This window comes from Rhodospirillales bacterium, assembly GCA_016712595.1.
Taxonomy (GTDB): Bacteria; Pseudomonadota; Alphaproteobacteria; order Rhodospirillales; family Defluviicoccaceae; genus Defluviicoccus.
In genome coordinates this window covers 422,541-448,522 of record JADJQT010000002.1, presented here as the reverse complement: position 1 = coordinate 448,522, position 25,982 = coordinate 422,541, and the positions used below count along the sequence as shown (strand labels likewise).

Sequence of the window (25,982 nt, the reverse complement as noted above, 5' to 3'; positions counted from 1 at the left end):
GCCTCGTGCAACCCCGTTGGGCAATCAGTCGTCGTGATCGCCACGCCGCCGCCCGGCCGGCGAAACGGATGGTGGTGAGTCCGTCGCCGCCAAAGCGGCAAGGATCTGACGGACAATCTCGATCAACTGGTGGCGGTCGACCGGCTTTTGTAGCGATGCGATGGAGCGATACGCTTCCGGTAATGCCGCATCGACCTCATAGCCGGTGACCAGAACGACGGCGATGCCGCGCCCGGTGAGGAGGTCGACGAGCGGGAAGACCCGTTCCCCGCGCAGATTAACGTCGAGCACGGCGACGGCGAGGCCGGGATGCTCGGCGAGCGCGATGGCGTCGGCAAGGCTCGGGGCGGGGCCAACCACCCGCATGCCCGCATCGGTGAGAATCGCCGCCAGCTCGAGCGCGGCGAGCGGCTCGTCCTCGGCGACGAGAACGAGCGGTTCGGGCGCGCTGCAAGCCATGTCCGACGGCGTGCTGCCTGAAGCGCCGGCGGCGGGCGCCACCGCCAAAGTTGGCGGTAATGAAGCTAGCGTCGTAGCCGGAGGAAGCGCATCTGGCGTAGATACGGCTGAAAATTGCGGCTCGGGCGGCGATGCGAGCGCCCGCACATCACGACCCCGGCTCAATCGCCAATCGATGTGGCAGCGCGCGCCCTCGGGCGGAAAATCGAGCACGACAGTCGCATCCGGCCCACTACCGAGCGCGGATGTCAGCAGCCGCGAGCCGAAACCGCGACGTGTCGGCCGTTTCACCACCGGCCCGCCGCTCTCTCGCCATTCGAATTTCAGGCGCCGGTCGTCCGCGCCGCCCTCCAGGCGCCAGTCGATGTCGACGCGACCGGCCGGCACCGACAAGGCGCCGTATTTTGCCGCGTTGGTCGCCAGTTCGTGAATGACGAGGGCGAAATCGAGCGCGTCGCGCGGCACGAGGATGCAATCCGGCCAGCCATTAAGGTGTACCGCCTCCTCGGATGAGGCAAACGGCAGGATTTCGTCACGAATAATCTGCGCCAGACTCGCCCCTTTCCACTTTTGCCGGGTCAAAAGGCCATGCGCCCGCGCCATCGCCGCGACCCGCCCCTGGAGACGCCGGCCGAAGTCGTCGACGCTCGACGCGTTCTGGGCGGTGAGCGAGATCATCGCCTGAACCGATGCCAGGATGTTGCGCACGCGATGATCGAGTTCCGCGGTGAGCAGCGATTGCCGGTGGTGCGCCTGCTTGCGATCCTCGATGTCGATACACACGCCGATCCATTCCCGGATCGAGCCATCGGCGTTGGCGATCGCCACACCGCGGGCATTATACCAGCGATACTGTCCATCGGCGTGGCGGACGCGGTACTCGACGTCATAGGGCACACCGGAATCCTGCGCGCGCTTCCACGCTTCATACGTTTCGGCGCGATCGTCCGGATGCAGGGCGGCGAGCCACCCCCAGCCGGTACACTCCGCGACCGTCTGGCCGGTGAGGGCGCGCCATTGCGGGATGTCCCCGACCAGACCCACGGCGTCCGTCCGCCACACCACTGCCGCCGTCGCCTCGGTCAGTCCCCGGTAGCGCTCCTCGCTCTCGCGCAACGCCGCTTCCCGCTTGCGGATCTCCTCGTGGGCGAGTTCGGCCGCAGCGCGTGCGCGCCGTTCCCCCGACAGGCGGTACTCCGCCTCGATCTGCTGGCGCACGGCCACCGCCGCCCGGCCGAGTGCCTTGCGAACGTCGTCGATCTCGGCGATGCGGGTTTCGGGCACCGCCATCGGGGTACCGCGGATGACGGCGTCGGCGTCGCGCGCCATCGCCTGCAACGGCATGGCGATCCGCCGCCCGATGATGACCGCGGCGCTCAGTGCCGTCGCCAGGGACAGCAGGGCGGCGAGCGCGAATCCCCATGCCGCCTGCCGCGTCGGCCGCTGCAGGGCCTCGGTGGGAGCGACGACGATCACGTTCCAATCGGTCACCTCCGACCGGGCGACGGCGATGCGGACCTGCGCGTCGTTCCACGTGGTATGGCGCAGACGCGGGGTCGCGTCGTCCTCCGCCTGCGCATCGAGCAGTTCGCGCAGCGAGCGTCCGACCTGTGGCGGCGATTCTGGACCGGCGTCGGCGGGAGAGGTGGCGATCTGCGCGCCGTTGCGGTCGGCGAGAAACACCGTCCAGCCTCGCGGCAACCGCCGTTCCGCCTCCAACAGACGGCTCAGCCGCTCCGGATCAAACGCCATGTCGAGGACGAAGACCACCTCGCCATCGCGCACGACCGGAACGAAGATGGCGATCACCGGCCGCTTGGCCACCGCGCCCATGAAAATATCACTGGCAAAAGGCGCGCCGGTCGCCAGCACCCGCCGGATTCCGTCCGGATCGCCCGACTTCGGCAGCGGATCGCGCGCTGCCTGCAAGGTATTCATCCGCATTTGAGTCGTCGGATCGGTGAGTACGAACCAGCCGCCATATGGACGGGCAATGTCTTGCGCCTGCGCGTGAAACGCATCGAACGCGCCGGCCTCGATATAGGGGGAAGTAGCGAGAACGTGCAAAATGGCCTCGATCGTCTGCGCGTCGCGATCGACGGCGAGCGAAAGAGAGTGCGCTGCGTCGATCAGGTCTTCGTCGACGTCCCGCTGCTGGATATGCAGGCTCCAGATCCCGTAGGCGAGCGCCAGCAGCAACAGCGGCGTCAGCACGCCGGCGACGAGGCCCGACAGCAGAACGCTGATCAGCCGAGTCGAGCGCGTCGCCACCCTCTTTCGTCCCCGCAGGAGGTCACGCCACATTCCCGCCTCATCGCACCAGCCTGTTTTTCCGAGCCGTGCCGCCAGCGGGGCACGCTCGGCACAGACTATGGGATACCGCGATCACGCACCGCGGGCGCCGAACACACGGAACGGGCGCGGCAGCCCATCGACCATGCCCCGCAACCGCCCTCCCATACGCGGAAAAAACGACGCGCCCGCAAGCCGGCGATCGAGAAAGGCCCAGGTTTCGACGAAATCCTCCGATGAATCGTCAATCCAGTAGAGGATGGTTGCCACATAGACGCCGGCGAGCGTCGCCCGCTTGGTGTAAAAGCGAAAATCCGTCGTCGTATCTCCACACGCATACCAGATGGCGTCGACAGCGGCGTAGGTCGATGACAGGCCAAGCTTGACGTTATGCGGCAAGGCCAGAAACGAAAGCGTGCGCCGGACCGCCTCCCGGTAGGGAATGTTGACCTCGATGCGAAACCGGATCGCCGCCGCGACCCGTTCGTGCGTGCTCATTCCCGCCGTGTCCGCCTGTTCCAGGGCGTCGAGCATCCGGCGGTCGGCGTAGCGGTACCAATGGGTGATCATCTCCCGGGCGCCGCCGGGGAAGACGATCGGCAACTCGTCGAAGGGCCAGCCGGCGTCGGCCGCGCCCGCCCGCAAAGCGCGCTCGCTCCACCCTTCGAAGGCGACGTGCGGCAAGGTCGCCAACACGATCTGATCGCGGATTGCCTCGTCGGAGTTCATCGGCGTCATCGTCCTTTCAGTCCACCGCGGCGTCTGGTGCAGTCGCCGCCCGTCGGATCTCCTCGGCAAAGCCGAAGGTGCCAAGGTCGTCCATGCGTTGCGGATAGAGCACGCCGTCGAGGTGATCGCATTCGTGCTGCAGCACTCGGGCGTGGAATCCCTCGGCGAGGCGATCGATCGGCGCGCCGTCGGCGTTCAGGCCATGATAGCGGATGCGCCGGTAGCGCGGAACCTTCCCGCTCAGACCGGGCAGGGACAGGCAGGCTTCCCATGCCTCCTCCCTCTCATCGGACAGCGGCTCGATCACCGGATTGATGATCATCGTCAACCCCACGGGTCCCGTGGGGCTGTTCTCCGCCGCCTGCGGATCATCGGCACGGGACGGGGGGACACAAAACACCACGATCCGCAGTGGCACGTGGACTTGTGGCGCGGCGAGGCCGACACCGCCGGCGTCGGCCATCGTCTCCACCATGTCCGAAAACAGCCGTCGCAGCGCCGGCGCGGTAACATCAGCGACCGGCTCCGCCGGACGGCGCAGAACCGGATGTCCCATGCGCGCAATCTTCAATAAAGCCATTGCCTCACCAATCCTCGAAACCTCCTGCACCAATGTCGCGCGCCGGGAACGCCGCGACAAGCCTTCACAGCGCGCAACCAATATGTTACACACACCGTCCTTGCGAGTCGCTCTGGCTCGAAGTGAAACCCGGCCGAAAACTGGAAAGAGAGCAACGCCACCGTGCAAGTGATCGTCCGCGACAACAATGTCGACCAAGCCCTGAAAGCGCTGAAGAAAAAGATGCAGCGCGAGGGTATCTTCCGGGAAATGAAACTGAGGCGGGCCTACGAGAAACCATCCGAGCGCCGCGCCCGTGAAAAGGCGGAAGCCGTCCGCCGCGCCCGCAAGCTGGAGCGCAAGCGCCTCGAGCGCGAAGGCTTCTAAGCCGACCTTTCCGCTTCGCCCGCTACGCCTGTCCATGTCCTGACGCCCGCGCCGCGGCGAGTGTCGGTGGCGCTCGCCGCGGCGCAGCGTCGCGATCGTGGCGTGCCCTGTCCTTGGCAAGTACGGCGGCGCGTTATGCCGCCAAGATCCTCGCGCGGAGATGCCAAAACGTCGGCGGGTGCGGTCCCGTCAGTCGCCGACTTCGGGTTCCAGCGCATCACAGATCCACGTGGCGACGACGAAGTGTGCCTCGCGCCGGTCGACACGCGGGCAGCGCACGCGAAACAACCCGACCGCCGCTTCGAACGCGCGGCAATCCGAATGGCCACGGAACCGCAGGCTGCTGTACGCGCGGATCGCTGCGGCGCGCACGTCGTCGAGTGTGTTCATGTCTAGTTCTCCAATTACGAGTCATTATTATTCGCGCAATTGACCATAAATATTTTATGGCCTTTGTCAACACGGCCACGGGCTAGTCGGCAGCGCCGCCGGCGCAAGTCTGCCATGCGCGGAGGGCAGAGCGCGTTGATCGGGCCTTAACGATTTGCCGCGATACTCGCCCGCACGGGGCCGGCTTCAGGCCCGCCCGTCCCCAATTCCTTTAGGAGTGGCCCATGGCCATCAAATTGACCATCTCCCGGCGGCTGTTCGCCCTGCTCGGGCTGTCGGCCGTTTGTTGTATCTGCGTCTTCGGCGTGCAGCTCTGGGCGTTGCGCGGCACGCTCATGGCCGAGCGGCAGACGGCGCTGCGAGGCGAGGTCGAAACCGCGCTTTCCGCCGTCAAGGCGCTGGCCGACGAGGCGGCGGCGGGGCGGATAACCGAGGCTCAGGCGCAGGACCAGGCGAAAGCGCTGCTACGGACGATGCGCTACGGCAACGAGGACTACTTCTTCGTCTACCGCTACGACGGCGTCAACCAGGTCCACGGCCGCAAGCCGGATAACGAGGGCAAGAATCTCCTCCATCTCAAAGACCCCAACGGCGTCGAGTTCAACGTCGCGCTGATCGCGGCGGCGAAGGGCGGCGGCGGTTTCGTGAACTTTCTGAACCCGCGCATCGGCAAGGATACGCCGTCCCCGAAGCTTGCCTACGCGGCCGGATTCGAGCCCTGGCAATGGATGATCGGCTCGGGCGTCTACATTGACGACGTCGATGAGATCTTCGTCGATCGCCTGATCTCCGCCGGCATCTGGGCTGCGGGGCTAGCGGCGCTGCTCGCTCTGTTGGCTGTGCCGCTGACCCGCGGCATCACCCGGCCGATGAGCTGCCTGCGCACCTCGCTGCTGGCGCTCGCGGACAACAACCTCGATGCGCCGGTTCTTCACACCGACCGGCATGACGAGGTCGGCGACATGGCGCGAGCCGTCGCCTTGCTGAAGAGCCGGATGGGCGAAGCCGCGGCTGCGGCCGCAGCGCTGCGCAATGCCGAGGAGGCCAAGGCGGCGCGCGCCCACCGTCTCGACAATCTGATCGCCGGCTTCGAGCGCCAGATTGCCGAGGTGATGCGCACCGTCTCCGAGGGAGCTTCCGCGGTCGAGGCGGAGGCCAACACCGTCGCCGGTGCGGTCGAAGAGACCGGCCAGCAGGCAGTGAGTGTCTCCTTGGCCTCGGAGCAGGCAACCGCCAACGTGCAGACGGTGGCCGGGGCCGCCGAGGAGCTTTCCGCCTCGATCAGCAACGTCGTCGAGCAGATGACCAAATCGGCGGCGATCGCCCGCGACGCGGCCGGGGCGGTACGGCGAACCGACGAGACCGTCCAGGCGCTGGCGGCGGCCGGCGAGAAGATCGGCGCCGTCGTCAACCTCATCAACGACATCGCCGCCCAGACCAACCTCCTGGCGCTCAACGCCACCATCGAGGCTGCGCGCGCCGGCGAGGCCGGCAAGGGCTTTGCGGTGGTGGCAAGCGAGGTCAAGACCCTCGCCAACCAGACGGCCAGCGCCACCAAGGACATCGAGACCCAGATCGCGGCGATGCAAGAGGCAACCCGCCACGCGGTCGACGCCATTCGCTCGATTGGGCGGATCATCGAGGAACTCGACACCATCTCGGGAACGATCGCCAGCGCCACTGAGCAGCAGCGGACGACGACCTCGGAAATCGCCCGCAGCGTGCGCGAAGCGGCCGGCGGCACCCAGGAGGTCTCCCGCAGCATCGCCGGGGTCAGCGCTAGTGCCGAGACCTCGGGCGTGGCGGCAAGCCAGACGCTTCGCGTCGCCCGCAGCCTCGGCGAGCAGGCGGACCGTCTGCACGATGCCGTCGACAGTTTCGTCGCCAGCGTTCAGGCGGCCTGATCCGCACCGCCGCGCGGCTGGTCGCGGCCGGCGGACCCTCAGACGAGGTGGACAGCGTTCACCATCGCCTGCGGCTCGGCGCATAAGAAAGGGGGGCCATAAGGCCCCCCTTGGAGATGATGCAGCAGAACCTGCCGCGATCAGCCGAGTGCCTGGACGATCTCTTCGGTCATCTTCTTGGCATCGCCGAACAGCATCATCGTCTTGTCGGCGAAGAACAGCGGGTTATCGACGCCGGCGTAACCCGAGGCCATCGAGCGCTTGACGAACAGGGTCGTGCCGGCCTTGTCGACGTCGAGGATGGGCATCCCATAGATCGGCGACGACTTGTCAGTGCGCGCCGAGGGGTTGGTGGTGTCGTTGGCGCCGATGACGTAGGCGACGTCGCAGGTTGAGAACTCGTGGTTGATTTCCTCGAGCTCGAAGACGTCCTCGTACGGCACGTTGGCCTCGGCAAGGAGCACGTTCATGTGGCCCGGCATACGTCCCGCCACCGGGTGAATGGCGTACTTGACCTCGACGCCCTCGGCCTTGAGCTTGTCGGCCATCTCGCGCAGGGCATGCTGGGCCTGGGCCACCGCCATGCCATAGCCGGGGACGACGATCACCTTCGAGGCGTTCTTCATGATGAACGCCGCATCGTCGGCCGAGCCCGACTTCACCGAGCGATCGCGACCACCGCCAGCCGCCGCCCCCGGTACCGCACCCTCGCCGCCGAAGCCGCCGAGAAGCACGTTGAAGATCGAGCGGTTCATCCCCTTGCACATGATGTAGCTGAGGATGGCGCCCGACGAACCGACGAGAGCACCGGTGATCACCAGAGCCGGGTTGCCGAGGGTGAAGCCGATACCGGCCGCCGCCCAGCCCGAGTACGAGTTGAGCATCGAGACCACCACCGGCATGTCGGCGCCACCGATGGGGATGATGATCAAAAAGCCGATGGCGAAGGCGAGGAACACCAGCAGCCAGTAAGCCGCGTACGCCTCACTGACGCAGAACCAGATGATCGACAGCACGATGACCGCGCCGATAACCGCGTTCAGCGGGTGCTGGAACTTAAAGGTGATCGGGTTGCCGCTCATCAAGCCCTGCAGCTTGAGGAAGGCAATGATCGAGCCCGAAAAGGTGATCGCACCCACCGCCACGCCGAGCGACATCTCGACGAGGCTGCCGGCATGGATGTTGCCGGCGGAGCCGATGCCGTAGGCTTCGGGATGGTAGAGCGCCGCGGTTGCGACGCACACCGCCGCCAGACCAACGAGGCTGTGGAACGCCGCGACCAGCTGCGGCAGCGCCGTCATCTGGATGCGCAACGCGACAACGGCACCGATGCCACCGCCGATGAGCAGGCCGAGCAGGATCATCCAGTAGCTGACGACACCGGCGCTGAACAGCGTCGTGCCGACGGCGATGACCATGCCGGCAATACCGAAGATGTTGCCTTGACGCGACGTCTCGGGATTGCTCAGACCACGCAAAGCGAGGATGAACAGAACCGCCGCAATGAGATAGAGAAAGCCGGTCAGATTTTCTGTCATTGTCCCGACCCCCTATTTCCGGACTTTTTTCTTGAACATCGCCAGCATTCGCTGGGTGACGATGAAGCCGCCGAAGATGTTGACCGAGGCGAGGATCACGGCGAAGAATCCCATCACCTTCGAGAAATCGAAGGTTGCCGGCCCGGCGGCGAGCAGACCGCCGACGATGATGACCGAGGAAATGGCGTTGGTGACGCTCATCAGCGGCGAGTGCAGCGCCGGTGTGACGCTCCAGACGACATAGAAGCCGACGAACACCGCCAGCACGAACACGGTGAACAGGGCGAGAAAATGGCCGCCGCCACTGGCCGCCGCTTCCGGGGCCGCCATCTGCGTGGCGGCAACGGCGAGTTGCCCCGCCTGCTCCGCCAACCGGGCCGCCTCGTTGGCGAGGTTCACGGCCTGATCGACAATGGTTGAATGCTCCATGTTCACTTGGCCTCCCCTGCCAGCATCGGGTTCACCACCTGCCCATCACGGGTCACGAGTGTCCCTTGCACGGTTTCGTCATCCCACTTGAAGTTCAGCGACTTTGAGTCCTTGTCGACGTGGGGCGCGAGGAAATTGAAGATGTTGCGAGCGAAGAGTGCCGTTGCGTCCTTCGGCAGGCGCGCCGGCACGTTCGTGTGACCGACGATCTTGACGCCGTTCTTCACCACGACCGTCCCCGGTTCAGTGAGCGCGCAATTCCCGCCGGCGTCCGCGGCCAGATCGACGATCACCGAACCCGGCTTCATGCTGTTAAGCATCTCCTCGGTCACGAGGATCGGCGCACGCTTGCCGGGGATCAACGCCGTGGTGATGACCACGTCCTGCTTCTTGATGTGATCGGCGACAACCTGAGCCTGCCGCTTCTTGAAGTCTTCGGACATCTCTTTGGCATACCCGCCGGACGTCTCCGCGTCCTTCATCGACGCTTCATCGACCATGATGAACTTGCCGCCGAGGCTCTCCACCTGCTCCTTGGTCGCGGAGCGCACGTCGGTCGCCGTGACCACGGCGCCGAGGCGCTTGGCCGTAGCGATCGCCTGCAACCCGGCAACGCCCACGCCCATGATGAACACCTTGGCTGGTGGCACCGTACCGGCCGCGGTCATCATCATCGGAAAGGCGCTTCCGAACTCCGTGGCGCCGTCGATCACCGCCTTGTACCCGGCGAGGTTGTTCTGCGACGACAGCACGTCCATCGACTGGGCGCGCGAGATGCGGGGCATCAATTCCAAGGCAAAAGTGGTCAGCCCTGCCTTTGCGTAAGCCGCGACTTCATCGGGATGGGTGAGCGCCGCGAGATACGCGATGAGAACGGCACCCGGCTTGATGAGCGAGACCTCATTAAGGGCACCTTCGATCAAGGGCCGCTGGACCTTGAGGACGACATCGGCGTCCTGCAACGCCGCGGCCTCGTCGCTGGCGATCGTCGCGCCAGCTCCCCGGAACTCGTCGTCCGTGATCGCGGAGTCTTCTCCCGCGCCGGTTTCGATGATGACGTCCAGTCCCAATCCCGCGAACTTCTTGACCACGTCAGGCGATGTCGCAACCCGCGTCTCGCCGGGAAAGCGCTCCCTAGGAACGGCAATTTTCATGTGGGATTCCCCCGCATTTGTCGTTGGTCATTTTGTGGGCCGTTTATGCACGGTTGATGAGCGCGGCACAAGCGTTGCCTGTCGGCTCCCGCGTGGCGGTTTCGCGCGTCTGTGCGGCGGCACGCGGGCGAGGTCGGCGAATGAGAGCTGCCACCGCTTTCGTCCGCGCTGCAGAAGCTTTCAGGCAAAATTATGGCGAAAAAGTGCGATTGCCCCATATTTCGAGTCTTTCACTCATGCCTGTTCAAGGAATGGATGTCATCATCACGTAAAATTCCTGCGGCGCCGAGTCGCCACGCAATTTTCACAAAAACAAATTCATGCTTTTGCGATCGCGAGATCCATTTTTTGCGACGTGGTCGCAGCTTATTGATGTAATCAATGATGATTTTCGATTATTGGTAGAAAGAAAGTAATAAAACCACGATAAACAAAATTGTCATGATCTCTGTGTTGACACAAGGTCGGTTGCTTTGCAGCGTTCGAGGGACAGCAACCATAAACTGGCCACATTTTTATCATCAAACGCGTGGCGAAACTTAGAAAACTAACCAAAGTGCTCAAAGACTTGGAGATCTCTATGAACGACTGGACCTTGAGGCCCCGGGGGTGGGCTTTACCTATCGTTATGTTCGCGCTTGCGTCGTTCTACGCATCGTCACCGACCGACGCGTACGCTGCGGCCGTGGCCGCGAAGCCAGCCAAGCAATTTGTCAATTCGATCGGCGTCGCCTCGCATTTCGCCTGGGGCAACTCGGTCTACCGGACGCAATATGGCAAGGTGAAGGCAGCCCTCGACGAACTCGGCATTCACCACATCCGCGACGACGTTGGCAACACCGCCGCGATGCAGACGTTCAAAGACCTGTATCAGACCTTGGGAGTCAAGTTGACCGGAGTCGTCGATACCCGCACGGGCAGCGGGCGAAACAGCCGGCTCGACCCCAGCGGAATCCAGCCTGAACTTGACCGGATCAAGTCGATGCTTGGCACGCAGGCGGTTGTCGCGCTTGAGGGACCGAACGAATACAATATTCTCGAACGAGATTATGGCATAAAGGACTGGCCTACGGCCCTGCGTTCATTTCAGGGAAACCTCTACTCCAGGGTGAGATCCGATCCAAAACTGAATAATATTCCCGTTATTGGGCCAACAATGGCAGGGCCCAATATCGACTACTATTATTCAATGATCGGAAATTATTCCTCGATCGCCGACATCGGCGGAATACACATCTATCCAAACTACTTGGGATTCGAAGAAAAAGCGGATTGGGCTTTGCCGGCGGCAGCACCGTCTATTCCCGGAACCCGGTTCGTCGTCACCGAGACGGGGTATCACACGGCGAGCAACTCCGGTGCTCAGTACGTCGACGAGGCAACAGCGATCAAGTACCTGCCGCGAACGATGTTGTCATCCTTCACAAACCCGCAAATCGCACGGATGTTTATCTATCAGCTTCTCGACCCATCCGATAATCCGGCGAAAACAATTACAGGGGCGCATTTCGGGCTGATGAGTTACGGCCTCGAGCGCAAGGGACGCTTTTACGCCGTTCGTAATCTTATGCACGTGCTATGTGATAGTACGTGGACCTTCTCGACAAAGTCGCTCAATTATACCCTGACTGGAGATCTGGCGGACGTACGGACGGTGTTGTTACAAAAATCAAATGGCGCTTTTTACCTTGTCCTCTGGCAGGAACGGCAAGGTTTCGAAAAATCCGGCCAGATCGTCAACGCCCCGCAGGCGGCGACATTGAAGTTCAATACGAACATCCAGCTTGTCAGGCACTATCTACCTGCCGATCCGACGTCGAACTACCTCTGGTCGCGCGATACCCCGGTTAAAACCCGATCAAATCCAACTTCGATTGACTTGAACATTCGCGATTACGTCGAAGTTCTCGAGATTGTTCCTGCGGGCGTACCGGTACCAAAGCTATCGTTATCTTGCGACTTCATAGCCTCGTAGCGTCATAGCCTCAGAGCGCCGCTTCCTTCCGTCGCGGTCGCGCCGCGCCGTCGTCTGCGGGTGCCCGCTTCCTGCGGGCCCCGCAGGCCGCAGCGGCCTCGCCGGGGAGCCTGGTTCGTCGTTTCCAGGTGAGAGCCGAACCAGGCGCGACTGAGGCCGCCTCGCGCCGGTTAGGGAAGGCTTGGAGGGCACAGGACGACTCCCGAACCGCTCTCCGTTAGCCCTCTCCGTCCGGACCGCCCCTCAGGCCGCCTCCGCCGTTACCGCCTCGATGACCAGTCGATTATCGCCGGCGGTGATGTGGACGCGATCGCCCTCCTTGATCTGTCCTTCGAGAATCAGGCTGGCCAACGGGTTCTGCAGCTCGCGCTGGATCATCCGCTTCAGTGGCCGGGCGCCATAGACCGGATCGTACCCCGACTTGCCCAGCCATGCGATCGCCGCCTTGTCGAGATCGAGGGTGATCTTGCGTCCTTCGAGAAGTCGGCGCAGCCGGTCGAGCTGGATTTCGACGATCGCCCCCATCTGTTCCGGGAACAACCGGTGGAACAAGATGATCTCGTCCAGACGGTTGAGGAACTCCGGCCGGAACGCCGCCCGGACGATCGCCATCACCTGCTCGCGCACCTCGCTCGAATCGTGCCCCTCGGCCTGTCCCGCCAATATCTCGCCGCCGAGGTTGGAGGTCAGAACGATCAGGGTATTACGAAAGTCGACGGTGCGGCCCTGCCCATCGGTGAGCCTGCCGTCGTCGAGCACCTGAAGCAGGACATTGAAGACGTCAGGATGGGCCTTTTCCACCTCGTCGAAGAGAATGAGCTGATAGGGGCGGCGGCGGACGGCCTCGGTCAAAGCGCCCCCCTCCTCGTAGCCGACGTAGCCGGGAGGCGCACCGATCAGCCGGGCGACCGCGTGCTTTTCCATGTATTCAGACATATCGATGCGCACCATCGCCTGCTCGTCATCGAACAGAAACGACGCCAGCGCCTTGCACAGCTCGGTCTTGCCGACGCCCGTGGGACCAAGGAAGAGAAACGAGCCGGTCGGCCGGTTGGGATCCTGCAAGCCGGCCCGCGCCCGGCGCACGGCGTTGGCCACGGCGACGAGCGCCTCCTCCTGACCGACGACGCGGGACCGGAGCACGTCTTCCATCGCCAGCAGCTTCTCCCGCTCGCCTTCGAGCATCTTGTCGACCGGCACGCCGGTCCACCGCGAGACAACGCCGGCGACGTGCTCGGAGGTCACCGCCTCTTCCAGTATGCGGTGCTGACCCGCCTCTTCCGCCGCTTTCAACTTTCGCTCGAGTTCGGGGATCGCCGAATACTGCAGGCGGCCGGCTTCCTCGTACTTGCCTTCACGCAAGGCACGCTCGACGGAAAGGCGGGCCTGGTCTAGTTCCTCCTTCAGCTTCGTCGCCGACGCCAGCAGATCCTTTTCGGATCGCCACTGCGCGGTCAACTCGCCGGAGCGCTGCTCAAGGTCGGCCAGTTCCTTTTCGAGCTTGCCGAGCCGGTCGCTCGAAGCCTTGTCGTGTTCCTTCTTCAAGGCTTCACGCTCGATCTTGAACTGGACGATGCGGCGGTCGATCTCATCGATCGCCTCCGGCTTGGAATCGATCTGCATGCGCAGCCGGCTCGCCGCCTCGTCGATCAGATCGATCGCCTTGTCGGGGAGAAAGCGGTCGGTGATATAGCGATCCGAAAGCGTCGCCGCCGAGACGATGGCGCCGTCGGTAATCCGCACGCCATGATGCAGCTCGTATTTCTCTTTCAGACCGCGCAGAATCGAAATCGTGTCCTCGACGCTTGGCTGGGAGACGAACACCGGCTGAAAACGTCGCGCCAGAGCCGCGTCCTTCTCGATGTGCTTGCGGTACTCGTCGAGCGTCGTCGCGCCGATACAATGCATCTCCCCGCGCGCCAGCGCCGGCTTCAATAGGTTTGACGCATCCATCGAGCCTTCCGCCCGCCCGGCGCCGACCAGCGTATGCAACTCGTCGATGAAAAGGATCATTTCCCCCGCGGCGGCGGTGACTTCGGCGAGAACCGCCTTGAGGCGCTCTTCGAATTCGCCGCGATATTTGGCGCCGGCGACGAGCGCGCCAAGGTCAAGCACCATCAACCGCTTGTCCTTCAGCGTCTCCGGCACGTCGCCCTTGACGATGCGCTGCGCCAGTCCTTCGACGATGGCCGTCTTGCCGACACCGGCTTCGCCGATCAACACCGGGTTGTTCTTTGTTCGCCGGGAAAGCACCTGCACGGTACGACGAATTTCCTCGTCGCGGCCGATGACCGGATCGAGCTTGCCCTCGGCGGCGGCGGCCGTCAGATCGCGGGCGTACTTCTTCAGGGCATCGTAGCTGTCCTCCGCACTGGCCGAGGTCGCGGTACGCCCCTTGCGCACGTCCTCGATCGCCCGGTTCAGTCCCTGAGCCGAAACGCCCGCGTCCGCCAGCACCCGTGCCGGCGGGGTTCCGGAAGCGAGGGCCAATGCCAGCAGGATACGCTCGACGGTCACGAACTGATCGCCGGCCTTCTCGGCAATCTGCTCCGCCTGCTCGAACAGCCGCGCCGTTTCCGGCGCCAGGAACACCTGCCCGCTGCCGCCCTCGACCTTCGGCAGTTTGGCGAGCTCGGATTCGCAACTCAACTTCGCCCTGGCCGCGTCACCACCAGCCGCCTGGATGAGATTGGCAGCAAGGCCCTCCTTGTCGTCGAGCAAGACCTGCAAGACGTGCAGCGGGGTGAGCTGCTGGTGATTGCGGCGCAGCGCCAGTGCCTGAGCCGCCTGAACAAACCCCTGGGAGCGCTCGGTATATTTCTCGAAATTCATCAGCCCGCATTCCTTAAGCCAGACCGCGATAGCCCACCCTCAAAGAGGCATGACGGCCGTCGCGTCGATTGTACGGTTACCTGACTGTAAATATGGCGCGCCGCGGAAGACGCGCAAGTCGCGGAAAGCGCTCCGGCAGAGCCGGTAGCCGGCATCGCGACGCATTCGGCCGATCGTCAGCCCAGACCCAGCGCCGATGCCAGCGACGGCGGAAGCTTGGACGCCTTGGGCAGTCTGTCGGCAAGGCTCAGGCGCACCAAAAGAGGCGGGCGGACCGACAGGCGGGTGATGTACGTCGGAATGCTTCGTTCCACGGTAATGAAGAAGTCATCAGCGCCGAACGAGCGCTTCAGATTGGAGGACAAGAAAATCGTATCGATCAGCGACGACGGGGACTTGATGTAACTGATCGCGCCGTAACCGTCTTCCGCTGCCGAGAGCGGTGCGATCCCCGTCTGGATGAGCGAGCGGAACTCCTGGGTGGCAACATCCGCGGCGAAATCGCCCCCGAACATCCAATCGCGGCAGCCCAGCTGTGCCGAGGCGCGCGGAATGGCCGCGGCGAGAATTTTCGCCGCCATGCGGGTTCGCGTCGAATGCTCTCGCGTCGGCCGCAATTGGAGCGGCACCATGTGGAACGAGAAGATGTCGACCTCGGGCTGTCGGTTAGCTGCTCGGACATGAAAAAGGCCGGGGAATCGCTCGAATACCCGCCCGAAAACAGCCTGGGCGCGAAGATCATCGAACTGCTGGCTGTCGACGCGCAACCATTCCTGCACCTCGTCCGGCCACGCCACGGGCTCGACGACGGTCGAGGTCATGTTCCACAGGACGACCGTCTGCGGCGTGTCGGCGGCGGCATCCGGCTCGGAGAACGCGCAACCGAAGTCGATGTCGTAATCGCGGTGGATGCGCTCGATAAGGTCGTGGACGGATTCCGCCGTGCAATCGATCAGCGACCAGACATCGAAGTTGAGGTCGGCGATCACCTCCGCCAGCGAATCCAGCTTCGCCTGCCAGCAGGGCGAAAACCAATCGACGTTCCAGAAGGCGACATCGACGTCCTGACCTTCATGTCCGTACGTATCAATAATGCGCTCGACCCCACCCGCGGGCGACGCCGCCACCGCGTGACGGCCGAGGCCGCCGAAAAACCCCATCAGCGTATCGACGCCGGCGAAGGCGGTCAGGGCTTGACGCGAAGCGGCGCCACCACCGGATTCCGCCCGTGCCTCGAGGTCAGCCGCGATCGCCGAAATCTTGATGCCCTCGTTGACATATTCCGGAACGGGCACGCCGTCGCCGAAGCTTGTGCCCGGTTCGATCTTCTTGCTGGCGTGATGAAGCGCGATCAATTCCCAGCGGTTATTGAACACCGGGCTGCCCGAGCTCCCGCCGAGCGTGTCGGACGCGTAATGCAGCACGACGCCGGTATCCTGAAGCACCTGATTTTGCTGCAAGGTGACTTCCTTGTGGCGTCCCTCGGGATGCTGGATGATGTTGGCGGCGTCGCCGGGATGCACGGTGAATGCGCTGCGAACCAGCGGGATTGAGCCGAACTGCGCCCCCACTGCCTTGTCGATGGCCACGAAGGTATAATCGAGGCCGTCCACGACCGGACTGGTAACGAACAGCCGTTCGGGCTCAAGCCTCACCGCCACCGTCTCGAGCGGCTTGCCCTCGCCGTCGACCTCGTAATTGAAAATGCACCAGGCCTCGCGCGCCGCCTCGATCGAGTGCAGCACGTGGTGGTTGGTCAACAGCACATCGGCGGCGACGAGAAACCCCGTGCCGAACCACCGGCCCTCAATATTCTGAAAGTCCCGGCCGTGGGTTTCGATCTTGCACACACTTCGCGCGCAACGCGCGCCAATGACCAGAAACGCCGCGGGCACGAAATTCGGCTGGCTGACAATGCGCTCGGGGATCAGGTCACCGGCCAGCCGCATCGCCGCGGGGTCCCCGGAAATCTTCCGGAAGGTATGGCCGATCGCCTTGACGTTGGGGATCGCCAAGCCGGTGAAATCGCGCCCGAAATCCGACGCGCCAGCCGCCTTGGGCACGCGATAGAAATCCGCCACCTTCTGCTCGATGATCGCCATCGGCGCACCCCTCCCCGCGTCGGCGCTAACAGACTGACCGTTTTTATTAAGTTCTACTTTCTCACTCGCGACCCCCGTTTGCAATGCGGCAGCAAGATCGGGCGGAGATCATCTGCGTGCTCGCAAGGTCGTCTTCCTGCCTTGCGCCGCGAGCGGATACTGGCGCGGATAATGGTCCGGGCCGGGTCGCTGCCCACCGCCAAGCGCCGCGCCGGCGAAAGCGATAGCCCTTATCTTGTCGTCGCCCGGTTCTTGTCTTAAGAAGCGATTGAGGGAGTTCGGCGCGCGCGGTTCCGATGAACAACCGCCGAAGGGTACGCCGTCGTCCATGTCACGCCGACAGACCTTCGTTGCTTGCGATGCAGGAACCGGAGTGATCCGTCGCATCGGTCAACGAGGATCAGGACCCACTCAACATGGACAAGATCGTCATCCGCGGCGGCCGGCCACTCAACGGAACGCTGCCGGTTTCCGGCGCCAAGAATGCCGCGCTGCCGCTCATGGCCGCGAGCCTTCTGAGCGACGAGACGCTCGTACTGGAGAACGTCCCCCGGGTGGTGGACATCGCCAGCATGGGCAATCTTCTCGCCGAGCTTGGCGCCGATATCGTCGAATGCGCGTCCGCCAGCAGTTACGGCAAGACCCTACAACTCTCGGCGGCGGGCCTGAAGGACATCACCGCGCCTTATGAGCTCGTCCGCAAGATGCGTGCGTCCGTGCTCGTTCTCGGCCCCTTGCTGACCCGCACCGGCCACGCGCGGGTCTCACTGCCGGGAGGCTGCGCCATCGGCACCCGGCCGATCGACCTGCACTTGAAAGCGCTGGCGCAACTCGGAGCCGATATCGAACTGGCGCAGGGCTACGTCGATGCCCGTGCCACCCGGGGCCTGACCGGAGCGGAGATCACCTTTCCCCTCGTCACCGTGACTGGTACTGAAAACGTCCTGATGGCCGCCGTCCTCGCCCGTGGCGAGACCATCTTGCGCAACGCCGCGCGTGAACCCGAGGTCGCCGACCTCGCCGAATGCCTCGTCGCCATGGGCGCGCGCATCGAGGGTATCGGCAGCGATACGCTGCGCATCGACGGGGTCGATGCGCTGCACGGCGCTCACCATCGGGTTTTGCCCGATCGGATCGAGACGGGCACGTATGCGGTGGCCGCCGCGATCACCGGCGGCAAAATTGATTTGCAAGGAACGTCCCTGGCGCTGATTCAATCGGTGGCGGATGTCCTGTCGTCCGCCGGCGTCGAGTTGAACGAGCACGACGGCGCGCTCAGCGTCGCCCGGCGCAACGGCCCCGTCGTCGGCATCGACATCATGACCGAGCCCTTTCCGGGGTTTCCGACCGATATGCAGGCGCAGGTCATGGCGCTGATGACAGTTGCCGGTGGCGCATCGATGATTACCGAGACGGTGTTCGAGAATCGTTTCATGCACGTCCCCGAACTTTGTCGGATGGGCGCCAACATCAACGTCCATGGCTCGTCGGCGATCGTTCGCGGCGTATCGCAACTCTGCGGAGCGCCGGTCATGGCAACCGATCTGCGGGCTTCAGTCAGTCTCGTGCTCGCTGGACTCGCGGCGGCGGGCGAAACCGTGATCAGCCGCGTCTACCACCTCGACCGCGGCTACGAGCGACTGGAGGCGAAGCTGGCCGGCTGTGGTGCCGACATCGAACGGATACGCGACTGATCGCGGGTGATGCGACCGGCGGCGTCCTGCCCCCGTGGCTCGCCATCGCAGAAAGGCCCGGCCCGCTTGCGCGTTTCGCCCCGTCAGATCACGGCTGGCACTCACCCCCCTCCGGCGCTTGAACCTGCCGGACGGGACCCAGCAGCGCCGCCCCCGCCAGTAAGAACAGCAGAATCGATGATAATCCAATGCGCTGGCTACCGGAAAGCCACGTCATCCAGCCGAAGATTGCCGGCCCCATGAATGCGGTCGCCTTACCGGAAAACGCGAACAAGCCGAACATTTCTGTGGCAACGTCCGGCGGTGAGATCCGCGCCATCATCGATCGGCTGGCTGACTGGGCCGGCCCGAGAAAGATGCCGATCGGCAGGGCAAACGCCCAAAACAGCGGCTTCGTTTCAACCAGAAGAATTCCCGCACCGAGGACGATTATCGCGCCAAGGGCAATGAGAATTGTCGGTTTTGGGCCGATGCGGTCATCCACCCAGCCGAAGGCAAAGGCGCCGAGCCCCGCCGTTACGTTGAGCGCGATACCGAACAGCAGCAATTCCTGCAAGTCCATCCCGAACGTTACTGCAGCATAGATACCGCCGACGGAAAATAACGTGTTCAGTCCATCCGTGTATACCATGTGAGAAATTAAGAACAGGCCAACGTTCCTGTAGCGGCGCAGATGGCGAAATGTTGAGACAAGGCTCGAGGCCCCTCGACGCATGGCTTCCCCGGGCCTCAGGTTGTTACTCACCGCATCCGGCGTCAGCAAAAAAAACGGCAGTGAAAACGCCAGGAGCCATCCGGCGACGAGCAGGGCGCTCGCCCGCACCGGTTGGGCCAGAGCAGCTTCAAGCCCAAACAGCGGCGGATCGGGCCGGATAAGCACGAAAAGCGTGACGACCAGACAGACGAGCCCCCCTCCATAGCCGAGGCCCCACCCCCAACCGGACAGCCGGCCGATCATCGCCGGCGGCGAGATCGACGGCAGCATGGCGTTGTAGAAGATCGTGCCGGTCTCGAACGCGAAGTTGGCGAGCGCGAAGCACAGCAAAACCCACCAGACGTCACCGATCTTCGGTGTGGCAAACCACAACGCCGCAGTCGAGCCCGCCATAACCAGGGTAAACGCCAACACCCAGGGCTTTCGGCGTCCGCCATGATCGGCAATCGCGCCGAGGAACGGGCCGAGCACAGCGGTGGCCAGCATCGAAAGGCTGACGGCGTACGACCATTGACTGGTTCCCACGACCTCGTCCGCGGCAACGCCCTTAGTGAAATAGGCGGCGAAAACAAAGGTGACGATCACCGTGGGAAAGGCCGAGTTCGCCCAGTCGTAGGAGCACCAGGCGAACTGGCCGAGCCGCCTCGTCGCCAAGACCGGACCGCGTTGCTTGACGTCTGCGCCCATGCCCGCTCCCCTGAATGCCCGCGCGACGCCCGCAAGCGTCGGCTATCTTGAGTTCTTTTGCAAAAACGGGTGCCCGACCGGGAGCGGACAGTGGGGCGGTTGCGCCTGCGCGCTCACTCAGCTCTCCGCAACCGCGCGCAATTGCCGGCTGGCAACGGCGAGCATCGCAACGTCGACCTCCGCTGCCGCCGAGAGTTCGTTGACCAGCGCGCGGGTGCGCTCGACCACGGCGGACCGCCCGGATAGCCAGGTCGCCAACCCCGCCTCGTCCGCTTCGCCCGACGCCGCCTGCACTTTGCGGGTGATGTCGCGCTGATGGTTATAGAGTTCCTCGATCACGGCGGACACCGCCAGGCGCTGCCAGTAACTCGAGACCGGTAGCCGTTGGGCGCGCTCGCGCAGCCATTCCAGGCCGAATTCCTCGCCGACGACGAAATAGAGCTTCGCCACGGACGACGCCTCCGCGCCGGACACAGAGGCGATGCGGACGATATCGCAACCGGAGGAAAGGACAACCGTCTCGGCAAGAACGCGCGCCAACGGGTCCGGTACGCCGGCGTTTCGCCAAACCTGCGCTCGGCTGGTGCACCCGAGTTGCAGGCTCTCGGGAAGAACATCGAACAATTCGGCGGCCAACGTCCGGATGGGGTCTTCGAAGGCGCGGACATTCGCCGAAATGTCCAGAGGACTGCCGCCGTTGCGCAGGAACCAAAGCGTGCAACGTTCGATCAACTGCCGGACATCTCGCTGCATTTGAACCTGCGTTGACGTCGAGACGACAATATCGAGGGCCTCGATGGCATCCCAGAGGCTGCGCACGCCGAACACGTCGCGCGCAATAATGTAGGCGCGCGCAATCTCGGCAGCCATTCTGCCGGTCTTCTCGCTGATATCAGAGACGAAGGTTCCACCCATGCGGTTGATCAGGCTGTTGGTCGTCGAGGTCGTGATCAATTCGCGCTTAAGGCGGTGATCCGCAGCCTTGGCCGCGAAACGCTCGCCAATCGGGGCGGGGAAATAGCGGACGAGTTCCCCCGACAGATAGGGATCGTCCGGCAGGTCGGATTGGGCGATTTCGTCCCCCAGCCAGATCTTGCAATACGAAAACAGCACGGCGATTTCCGGACGGCTGAGGCCCTGACGCTGCGCCGCGCGCTCCGCGAGCGCCTCGTCGTCCGGCAGGAATTCGACAACGCGATTGAGTTGCCCCTGGCGTTCCAACATCCGGGCGAGGCGGGCAAACGCATCGAGACCATCGTATCCGTCGGCCTCAATCAGCGAAATCGCCTGCGTCTGCAGATAGTTGTCGCGCAAGACGAGGCTGGAAACGTCTTCGGCCATGTCGGCAAGGAGCTGATTGCGGTGTTTGGTCGTCAGGTCGCCCTCGGCGACAATGGCATCCAGCAGGATCTTGATGTTAACCTCGTGGTCGGAGCAGTCGACTCCCGCCGAGTTGTCGATGAAATCGGTATTGATGCGCCCGCCCGCCCGCGCGTACTCGTTTCGTCCGAGCTGGGTAAGGCCGAGATTGGCTCCCTCGCCGACGACCTTGCAGCGCAGCTCGCGACCGTCGACGCGCAGCCCATCATTGGCGCGATCGCCAACTTCTGAATGGGTTTCGTCCTCCGCCTTGATGAAGGTGCCGATACCGCCGAACCACAGCAAATCCGTCTCGCTGCGCAACAGATCGCGGATGAACTCCGCCGGTGTCGGGCGCTCCTCGGCGATCTTGAAGCGGGCGCGAATTTCCGGGCTCAGCGCCAGACGTTTCGCCCGCCGCTCGTAGATCGCCCCCCCCTGGGAAAGCTTCGCCACATCGTAGTCCTGCCAGGAAGAACGCGGCAGGGCGAACATCCGCTGGCGCTCGTCAAAGCTGCTCGCGGGATCGGGATCGGGGTCGACGAAGATGTGGCGATGATCGAAGGCGGCGAGCAGCTTGATGTGCCGCGAGAGCAACATGCCGTTTCCGAACACGTCGCCTGACATGTCGCCGACACCGATGACGGTGAAATCCTGCCGCTGAATATCGTGCCCCATCTCGCGGAAGTGTCGCTTGACACTCTCCCACGCGCCGCGGGCGGTGATACCCATCACCTTGTGGTCGTATCCGCGGCTGCCGCCGGACGCGAAGGCATCCCCCAGCCAGAACGCATAGTCGGCGGCGATGCCGTTGGCGATATCGGAGAACGTCGCCGTTCCCTTGTCGGCGGCGACCACGAGGTATGAGTCATCGCCGTCGCGCCGCACCACCTGAGGCGGCGGAACCACGCGCCCCGCGTCGAGGTTGTCGGTAACGTCGAGGAGGCCGCGAATCAGCAAGCGATAACAGGCGATCCCCTCCGCCTGCCATGCCTCGCGGTCCGCCGGATCGACCGGTCGCTTGACAACGAATCCGCCTTTGGCGCCGACCGGAACGATCACGGCGTTCTTCACCGTTTGCGCCTTCATCAGCCCCAGGACTTCGGTGCGGAAGTCCTCGCGGCGGTCCGACCAACGAATGCCGCCGCGGGCGACCTTGCCGCCGCGGAGGTGAATTCCCTCCATTTGTGGGCTGTAGACGAAAACCTCGACCATCGGGCGCGGCAACGGCAGATCGTCGACGCGCCGGCTGTCCAGCTTCAAGGACAGGTACGATTTTTGCTCGCCGTCCTTGCCTTGCTGGAAAAAATTCGTTCGCACCGTCGCTTCGATGAGATTGAGAAACCGGCGGAGAATGCGATCATCCTCGGCGCTGGTGACAGCATCGAGCGCGAGCGCGATTCCCGCGCGCAGAGGGGCGGCACGGTCTTCCGGATCGCCCGGCAGGTCCGGATCGAACAGGGTCAGAAACAGCCGGACGGTGGCGCGCGATATGTCCGGATGCGCCGTCAACACACCCTCGATGTAGGCCTGGGTAAAGGGGATTCCGACCTGGCGCAGATAGCGGACGTACGCGCGCAGGATTCGCACCTCGTTAACGGCAAGCCCGGCGGAGATCACCAGCGCGTTGAGGCGGTCGCTCTCGACGCGGCCTTGCCATGTGGCGAGAAAGGCATCGCGAAATCGCTGGTTGACCTCGGCCAACGCGATCGCATCGCCATTTTGCGATTCGAGCCCGAAGTCGTGGATCATCACGGTATGCGGCCGCTCGACGTGGACGCGGACGGCGTGCGGAACCTCGTCGATCACGCGAAGGCCCAGGTGCTCGAGGATCGGCAGCACCTGCGATAGCACCAGCGGTTGTCCCGGTTGATAGACCTTGAAGCGGAATTGGCACTCCGGGGACGCGAACGGCCGATAGAGAGCCATGCCAATACTGCTATCGGCAAGCGCCTGCTCGATGGCGACAATGTCGACGATCGCCTGTTCGGCACTGAACCGCTCGCGGTATCCGGGTGGAAACGCGCGGCCGTAGCGCCGGTGCAGGCGCGGCGCTTCTTCCTCGCCACGCGCGATCTCCAACGCGGTCAGCAGCCGGTCCGACCAAGAACACGCGGCGGCGGTGATCTCTGCGTTGACTTCGTCGACGTCGAACCGGGGAAGCTGGCCCGGCGTGGTCTTGACGATGATGTGCAACCGCGCGAGCGGCGCATCACCGATCTGCATGTACTGAGCGCCGACCTTGCCGGCGAAGGTGCGCTCGAGGATGCCGTGGATGGCGATGCGCAGGTCCGTCTGATAGCGTTCGCGCGGCACGAAGACGAGGCAGCTCACGTAGCGATCAAAATCGTCGCGGCGAACGAACAGGGCCACCTTCGGGCGGAGCTGCAGATCGAGAATGCCGAGGGCGGTCTCCAGCAGTTGCTCATCGGTCACCAGGAACAGCTCATCACGCGGAAACGTCTCGACGATGTTGGCGAGCGCCCGGCCGTCGTGGCTGCGCGGATCGAACCCGGCGTGTTCGAGAACACGATCGAGCTTACGCCGTAGCAAGGGAATGTTGCGCGCGCTTCGATTGTACACGGAAGCAGAGAAGAGCCCGACAAACACATGCTCGCCCACTGTCTGCCCTTCGGGGGACAGCCGCTTGACGATAACAGTGTCCATGAAAACCGTCCGGTGGACCGTCGATCTCCGGTGGGCCTTGGTTACGGCCAGCAGTTCGCTGCGATCGAGGAACCCGGCGACAGCCGGCGGCACCTCCGCCCCGGCTTGTAAGTCGTCGAGAACAACGACGCTGGCCTCGCGCAGAAGCCCCAGTCCTCCCGGCTCGATACGCGTCGACCGGCTGCCGCCGACAGCGTCGAACGCGTAGGCCCGGTAGCCGAGGAAGGTAAAATTGTTCTCGCGGATCCACTCCAGAGAAGCCCGCGTCTCCTCAATTTCATCGGCGGAGACAAACTGAGCGAGCGCCGGCAGCCCATCGATGACCGCGCCCAGCGCGCTGCGGATTGCCTGCCAGTCCTCGACCGCCGCGCGCACGTCGTCCAGAACCGACCGCACGCCCTGGGCAATTTCGGGCAGCGCAGGTTCGAGCTGTCGCGAGACTTCCACATGGATGAACGATTCCGCGCCAACGTTCGTGCCCGGGGAATTCGATGGCGAGGAATTCGATGGCGGCACGGCCACCAACTGACCGTGAGCGTCGCGCTCGACGTCGAGGATCGGATGGACGACCAGCCGCACGGCCAGATCGCGGCGTGAGAGTTCCGCCGTGATCGAATCCAGCAAGAACGGCATGTCGTCGGTGACAACGTCGACGGCAGTGTGCTCCGAATTCCAGCCATCCACGTCGAGGGTCGGATTGTAAACTCGGACCAGCGGTTCTCCCGAAGCGCGCCGCTCCGCCAACCGCCAATGATTGAACGCCGCGCCAAACAGCGTATCGGGCGTCCGATGCTCAATGTCGCCGCTCGGCAACCGCGCGTAGTAGCGGCGGATAAAATCTCCGATCACGCTGGCAAACTCGTCGCCCAGACGCCAGTTAGCGCATCTGCAAACGTGGTCGATAAGATCTTTGCGATGAATCTCCTCGACGCGCGGCATGTTCAGCTCACCCGGTGCTAGATTGGTTGATTGGTTCTGCAGTATTCTGGTTGATTAGATAGCTTCTGTCATAAGGCGGCACCGATCAAGGGCCGATGAGGCAACCACGGGCGCCTCGACTGTCGTGACCCGGTGTGCCCGGGCGGTTTCGATTGCAAACGCCGACCCGGGCCACGGGGATCCCGGCAACGGCGGCACCGCCCCCCCCCGACCGACAAACGCTCAATCCCCGGGCGCCGATGAAAGCGGGGCGCAGTGATCTGTGGCGAGGACATCGGCCAACGCCTTGCGGAAGATTGAAACCGGGGCGGTGAGACGGCCCAGCGCGCGCGCGGCAACGACCCAGATCGTCACCGAGAAGGTGAAGTCGGTCAGCGCGACGGCCCGCAGCCGTGGGCGGAACCGACTCGCCTCGAGAACCCGGCGCGGGACCAATCCGAGCCCGACCCCCTCGGCGACGGCGGAGAGTTGCGTATCCGGACCGATGATATCAACCGCGACGGTCAGCGACTTGTGCCGGCGCTCCAATGCCCGGCGAATGGTTCTGCGGTATCCGCAGCCTTCCGGGTTAAGCACCCAGGCGAAGGGGGCGAGATCATCAAGGGTTGCCGGCGACATCGGCGTCGGCGCCGCTGCCGCCGCAACAACCACCACCTCCTCGGTTGCAAGCCCCTCGCCCGCGACCCCGAACGGCAGCTCATCTCCCGCCCGCAGCAGAACCGCCGCCGCGTCGAGCGTGCCGTTCGCAACCTTGCCCAGCAATTCACCGGTCCAGCCGCTCTCCAGGCGCAGCGCCAGCCGGGGATAGCTCTGGCGCAGCCGTCCGAGCGGTTTGCCAAGCCCGAGATCACCGACCGCCTGCGCCATGCCGAGACGAAGCTGACCGGTCGGCTCGCCATTGGCCGCGACGCTCGCCCGCATGTCCTCGACCGCCTCGACGATGCGACGCCCCGCGGCGATAACCGTCTCGCCATCGGCAGTCGGCCGGAGCGGCTTGGTTTCACGGCATAGCAGCAGCGTTCCGAGCTCGCGCTCGAGGTTCTGCACCCGCCGCGTCACCGCGGGTTGGGTCAGATGAAGCACCCGGGCGGCCCCGCCGACCGAGCCCGCCGCGGCAACGGCTAGGAACGTTTCCAGATCGCGCATATTCATAACAGATACGCATATTAAA

16 protein-coding genes are annotated in these 25,982 nt (G+C 64.0%); 4 read left to right on the top strand and 12 right to left on the bottom strand.

Annotation, left to right across the window (positions count from 1 at the left end):
- Window positions 1-24: 24 nt before the first annotated feature.
- The 3 genes from IPK66_13940 to IPK66_13930 all read right to left on the bottom strand — a co-directional run bounded on the left by IPK66_13940 (window position 25) and on the right by IPK66_13930 (window position 4,060).
- Window positions 25-2,730 carry a PAS domain-containing protein gene (locus tag IPK66_13940; protein ID MBK8176316.1) on the bottom strand — a complete coding sequence of 902 codons (2,706 nt, stop codon included), beginning with the start codon at window positions 2,728-2,730 and terminating at the stop codon, window positions 25-27.
- Between the two features lie 114 nt (window positions 2,731-2,844).
- Window positions 2,845-3,480: a COQ9 family protein gene (locus IPK66_13935; GenBank protein ID MBK8176315.1), complete on the bottom strand. Its 636-nt coding sequence runs from the start codon at window positions 3,478-3,480 to the stop codon at window positions 2,845-2,847.
- 16 nt (window positions 3,481-3,496) lie between these two features.
- Window positions 3,497-4,060, bottom strand: a complete 564-nt coding sequence (locus IPK66_13930) for a peptide deformylase (GenBank protein MBK8176314.1) — start codon at window positions 4,058-4,060, stop codon at window positions 3,497-3,499.
- Window positions 4,061-4,222: 162 nt separating this feature from the next.
- Here IPK66_13930 and IPK66_13925 point away from each other — a divergent pair, with 162 nt between their 5' ends.
- A complete protein-coding gene (locus tag IPK66_13925) occupies window positions 4,223-4,426 on the top strand; it encodes a 30S ribosomal protein S21 (GenBank protein ID MBK8176313.1) in 204 nt (67 codons plus the stop codon).
- Between the two features lie 189 nt (window positions 4,427-4,615).
- On the opposite strand, the gene IPK66_13920 is transcribed toward IPK66_13925, so the two are convergent.
- Window positions 4,616-4,816 (bottom strand): hypothetical protein, encoded by a 201-nt coding sequence (locus IPK66_13920; protein ID MBK8176312.1) that lies wholly within the window; start codon window positions 4,814-4,816, stop codon window positions 4,616-4,618.
- A 224-nt stretch (window positions 4,817-5,040) separates the two neighbouring features.
- Here IPK66_13920 and IPK66_13915 point away from each other — a divergent pair, with 224 nt between their 5' ends.
- A complete protein-coding gene (locus tag IPK66_13915; GenBank protein ID MBK8176311.1) occupies window positions 5,041-6,720 on the top strand; it encodes a cache domain-containing protein in 1,680 nt (559 codons plus the stop codon).
- A 140-nt stretch (window positions 6,721-6,860) separates the two neighbouring features.
- On the opposite strand, the gene IPK66_13910 is transcribed toward IPK66_13915, so the two are convergent.
- From IPK66_13910 to IPK66_13900, 3 genes are read right to left on the bottom strand one after another with little or no spacing between them, the layout of a single operon-like run.
- On the bottom strand, window positions 6,861-8,258 hold the full coding sequence (locus IPK66_13910) for an NAD(P)(+) transhydrogenase (Re/Si-specific) subunit beta (GenBank protein MBK8176310.1): 1,398 nt from the start codon (window positions 8,256-8,258) through the stop codon (window positions 6,861-6,863).
- A 12-nt stretch (window positions 8,259-8,270) separates the two neighbouring features.
- Complete coding sequence (locus IPK66_13905) at window positions 8,271-8,687, bottom strand: NAD(P) transhydrogenase subunit alpha (protein ID MBK8176309.1); 417 nt, start codon at window positions 8,685-8,687, stop codon at window positions 8,271-8,273.
- Window positions 8,688-8,689: 2 nt separating this feature from the next.
- On the bottom strand, window positions 8,690-9,841 hold the full coding sequence (locus IPK66_13900; protein MBK8176308.1) for a Re/Si-specific NAD(P)(+) transhydrogenase subunit alpha: 1,152 nt from the start codon (window positions 9,839-9,841) through the stop codon (window positions 8,690-8,692).
- A 580-nt stretch (window positions 9,842-10,421) separates the two neighbouring features.
- Between IPK66_13900 and IPK66_13895 the strand changes: the two genes are divergently transcribed.
- Complete coding sequence (locus tag IPK66_13895; protein ID MBK8176307.1) at window positions 10,422-11,816, top strand: hypothetical protein; 1,395 nt, start codon at window positions 10,422-10,424, stop codon at window positions 11,814-11,816.
- A 243-nt stretch (window positions 11,817-12,059) separates the two neighbouring features.
- On the opposite strand, the gene clpB is transcribed toward IPK66_13895, so the two are convergent.
- Both clpB and IPK66_13885 read right to left on the bottom strand, forming a co-directional pair.
- Complete coding sequence (gene clpB, locus IPK66_13890; protein MBK8176306.1) at window positions 12,060-14,648, bottom strand: ATP-dependent chaperone ClpB; 2,589 nt, start codon at window positions 14,646-14,648, stop codon at window positions 12,060-12,062.
- Window positions 14,649-14,824: 176 nt separating this feature from the next.
- Window positions 14,825-16,750, bottom strand: a complete 1,926-nt coding sequence (locus tag IPK66_13885; protein ID MBK8176305.1) for a trypsin-like peptidase domain-containing protein — start codon at window positions 16,748-16,750, stop codon at window positions 14,825-14,827.
- Window positions 16,751-17,166: 416 nt separating this feature from the next.
- Here IPK66_13885 and murA point away from each other — a divergent pair, with 416 nt between their 5' ends.
- Window positions 17,167-18,444, top strand: coding sequence for a UDP-N-acetylglucosamine 1-carboxyvinyltransferase (murA, locus tag IPK66_13880; protein ID MBK8176304.1), 1,278 nt, complete (start codon window positions 17,167-17,169; stop codon window positions 18,442-18,444).
- 88 nt (window positions 18,445-18,532) lie between these two features.
- Here the strand turns inward: murA and IPK66_13875 are convergent, their stop codons facing one another.
- The 3 genes from IPK66_13875 to IPK66_13865 all read right to left on the bottom strand — a co-directional run bounded on the left by IPK66_13875 (window position 18,533) and on the right by IPK66_13865 (window position 25,963).
- On the bottom strand, window positions 18,533-19,846 hold the full coding sequence (locus IPK66_13875) for an MFS transporter (protein MBK8176303.1): 1,314 nt from the start codon (window positions 19,844-19,846) through the stop codon (window positions 18,533-18,535).
- A 117-nt stretch (window positions 19,847-19,963) separates the two neighbouring features.
- Window positions 19,964-24,811 (bottom strand): NAD-glutamate dehydrogenase, encoded by a 4,848-nt coding sequence (locus IPK66_13870; GenBank protein ID MBK8176302.1) that lies wholly within the window; start codon window positions 24,809-24,811, stop codon window positions 19,964-19,966.
- A gap of 222 nt (window positions 24,812-25,033) precedes the next feature.
- Window positions 25,034-25,963, bottom strand: coding sequence for a LysR family transcriptional regulator (locus tag IPK66_13865; GenBank protein MBK8176301.1), 930 nt, complete (start codon window positions 25,961-25,963; stop codon window positions 25,034-25,036).
- Window positions 25,964-25,982: the final 19 nt, after the last annotated feature.

Coding starts and splice junctions, on each gene's coding strand:
- IPK66_13935 (MBK8176315.1), bottom strand. CDS start 3,480: ATGAACTCCGACGAGGCAATCCGCGATCAGATCGTGTTGGCGACCTTG.
- IPK66_13930 (MBK8176314.1), bottom strand. CDS start 4,060: ATGGCTTTATTGAAGATTGCGCGCATGGGACATCCGGTTCTGCGCCGT.
- IPK66_13920 (MBK8176312.1), bottom strand. CDS start 4,816: ATGAACACACTCGACGACGTGCGCGCCGCAGCGATCCGCGCGTACAGC.
- IPK66_13915 (MBK8176311.1), top strand. CDS start 5,041: ATGGCCATCAAATTGACCATCTCCCGGCGGCTGTTCGCCCTGCTCGGG.
- IPK66_13910 (MBK8176310.1), bottom strand. CDS start 8,258: ATGACAGAAAATCTGACCGGCTTTCTCTATCTCATTGCGGCGGTTCTG.
- IPK66_13905 (MBK8176309.1), bottom strand. CDS start 8,687: ATGGAGCATTCAACCATTGTCGATCAGGCCGTGAACCTCGCCAACGAG.
- IPK66_13900 (MBK8176308.1), bottom strand. CDS start 9,841: ATGAAAATTGCCGTTCCTAGGGAGCGCTTTCCCGGCGAGACGCGGGTT.
- IPK66_13895 (MBK8176307.1), top strand. CDS start 10,422: ATGAACGACTGGACCTTGAGGCCCCGGGGGTGGGCTTTACCTATCGTT.
- clpB (MBK8176306.1), bottom strand. CDS start 14,648: ATGAATTTCGAGAAATATACCGAGCGCTCCCAGGGGTTTGTTCAGGCG.
- IPK66_13885 (MBK8176305.1), bottom strand. CDS start 16,750: ATGGCGATCATCGAGCAGAAGGTGGCGGATTTCTATCGCGTGCCCAAG.
- murA (MBK8176304.1), top strand. CDS start 17,167: ATGGACAAGATCGTCATCCGCGGCGGCCGGCCACTCAACGGAACGCTG.
- IPK66_13875 (MBK8176303.1), bottom strand. CDS start 19,846: ATGGGCGCAGACGTCAAGCAACGCGGTCCGGTCTTGGCGACGAGGCGG.
- IPK66_13870 (MBK8176302.1), bottom strand. CDS start 24,811: ATGCCGCGCGTCGAGGAGATTCATCGCAAAGATCTTATCGACCACGTT.
- IPK66_13865 (MBK8176301.1), bottom strand. CDS start 25,963: ATGAATATGCGCGATCTGGAAACGTTCCTAGCCGTTGCCGCGGCGGGC.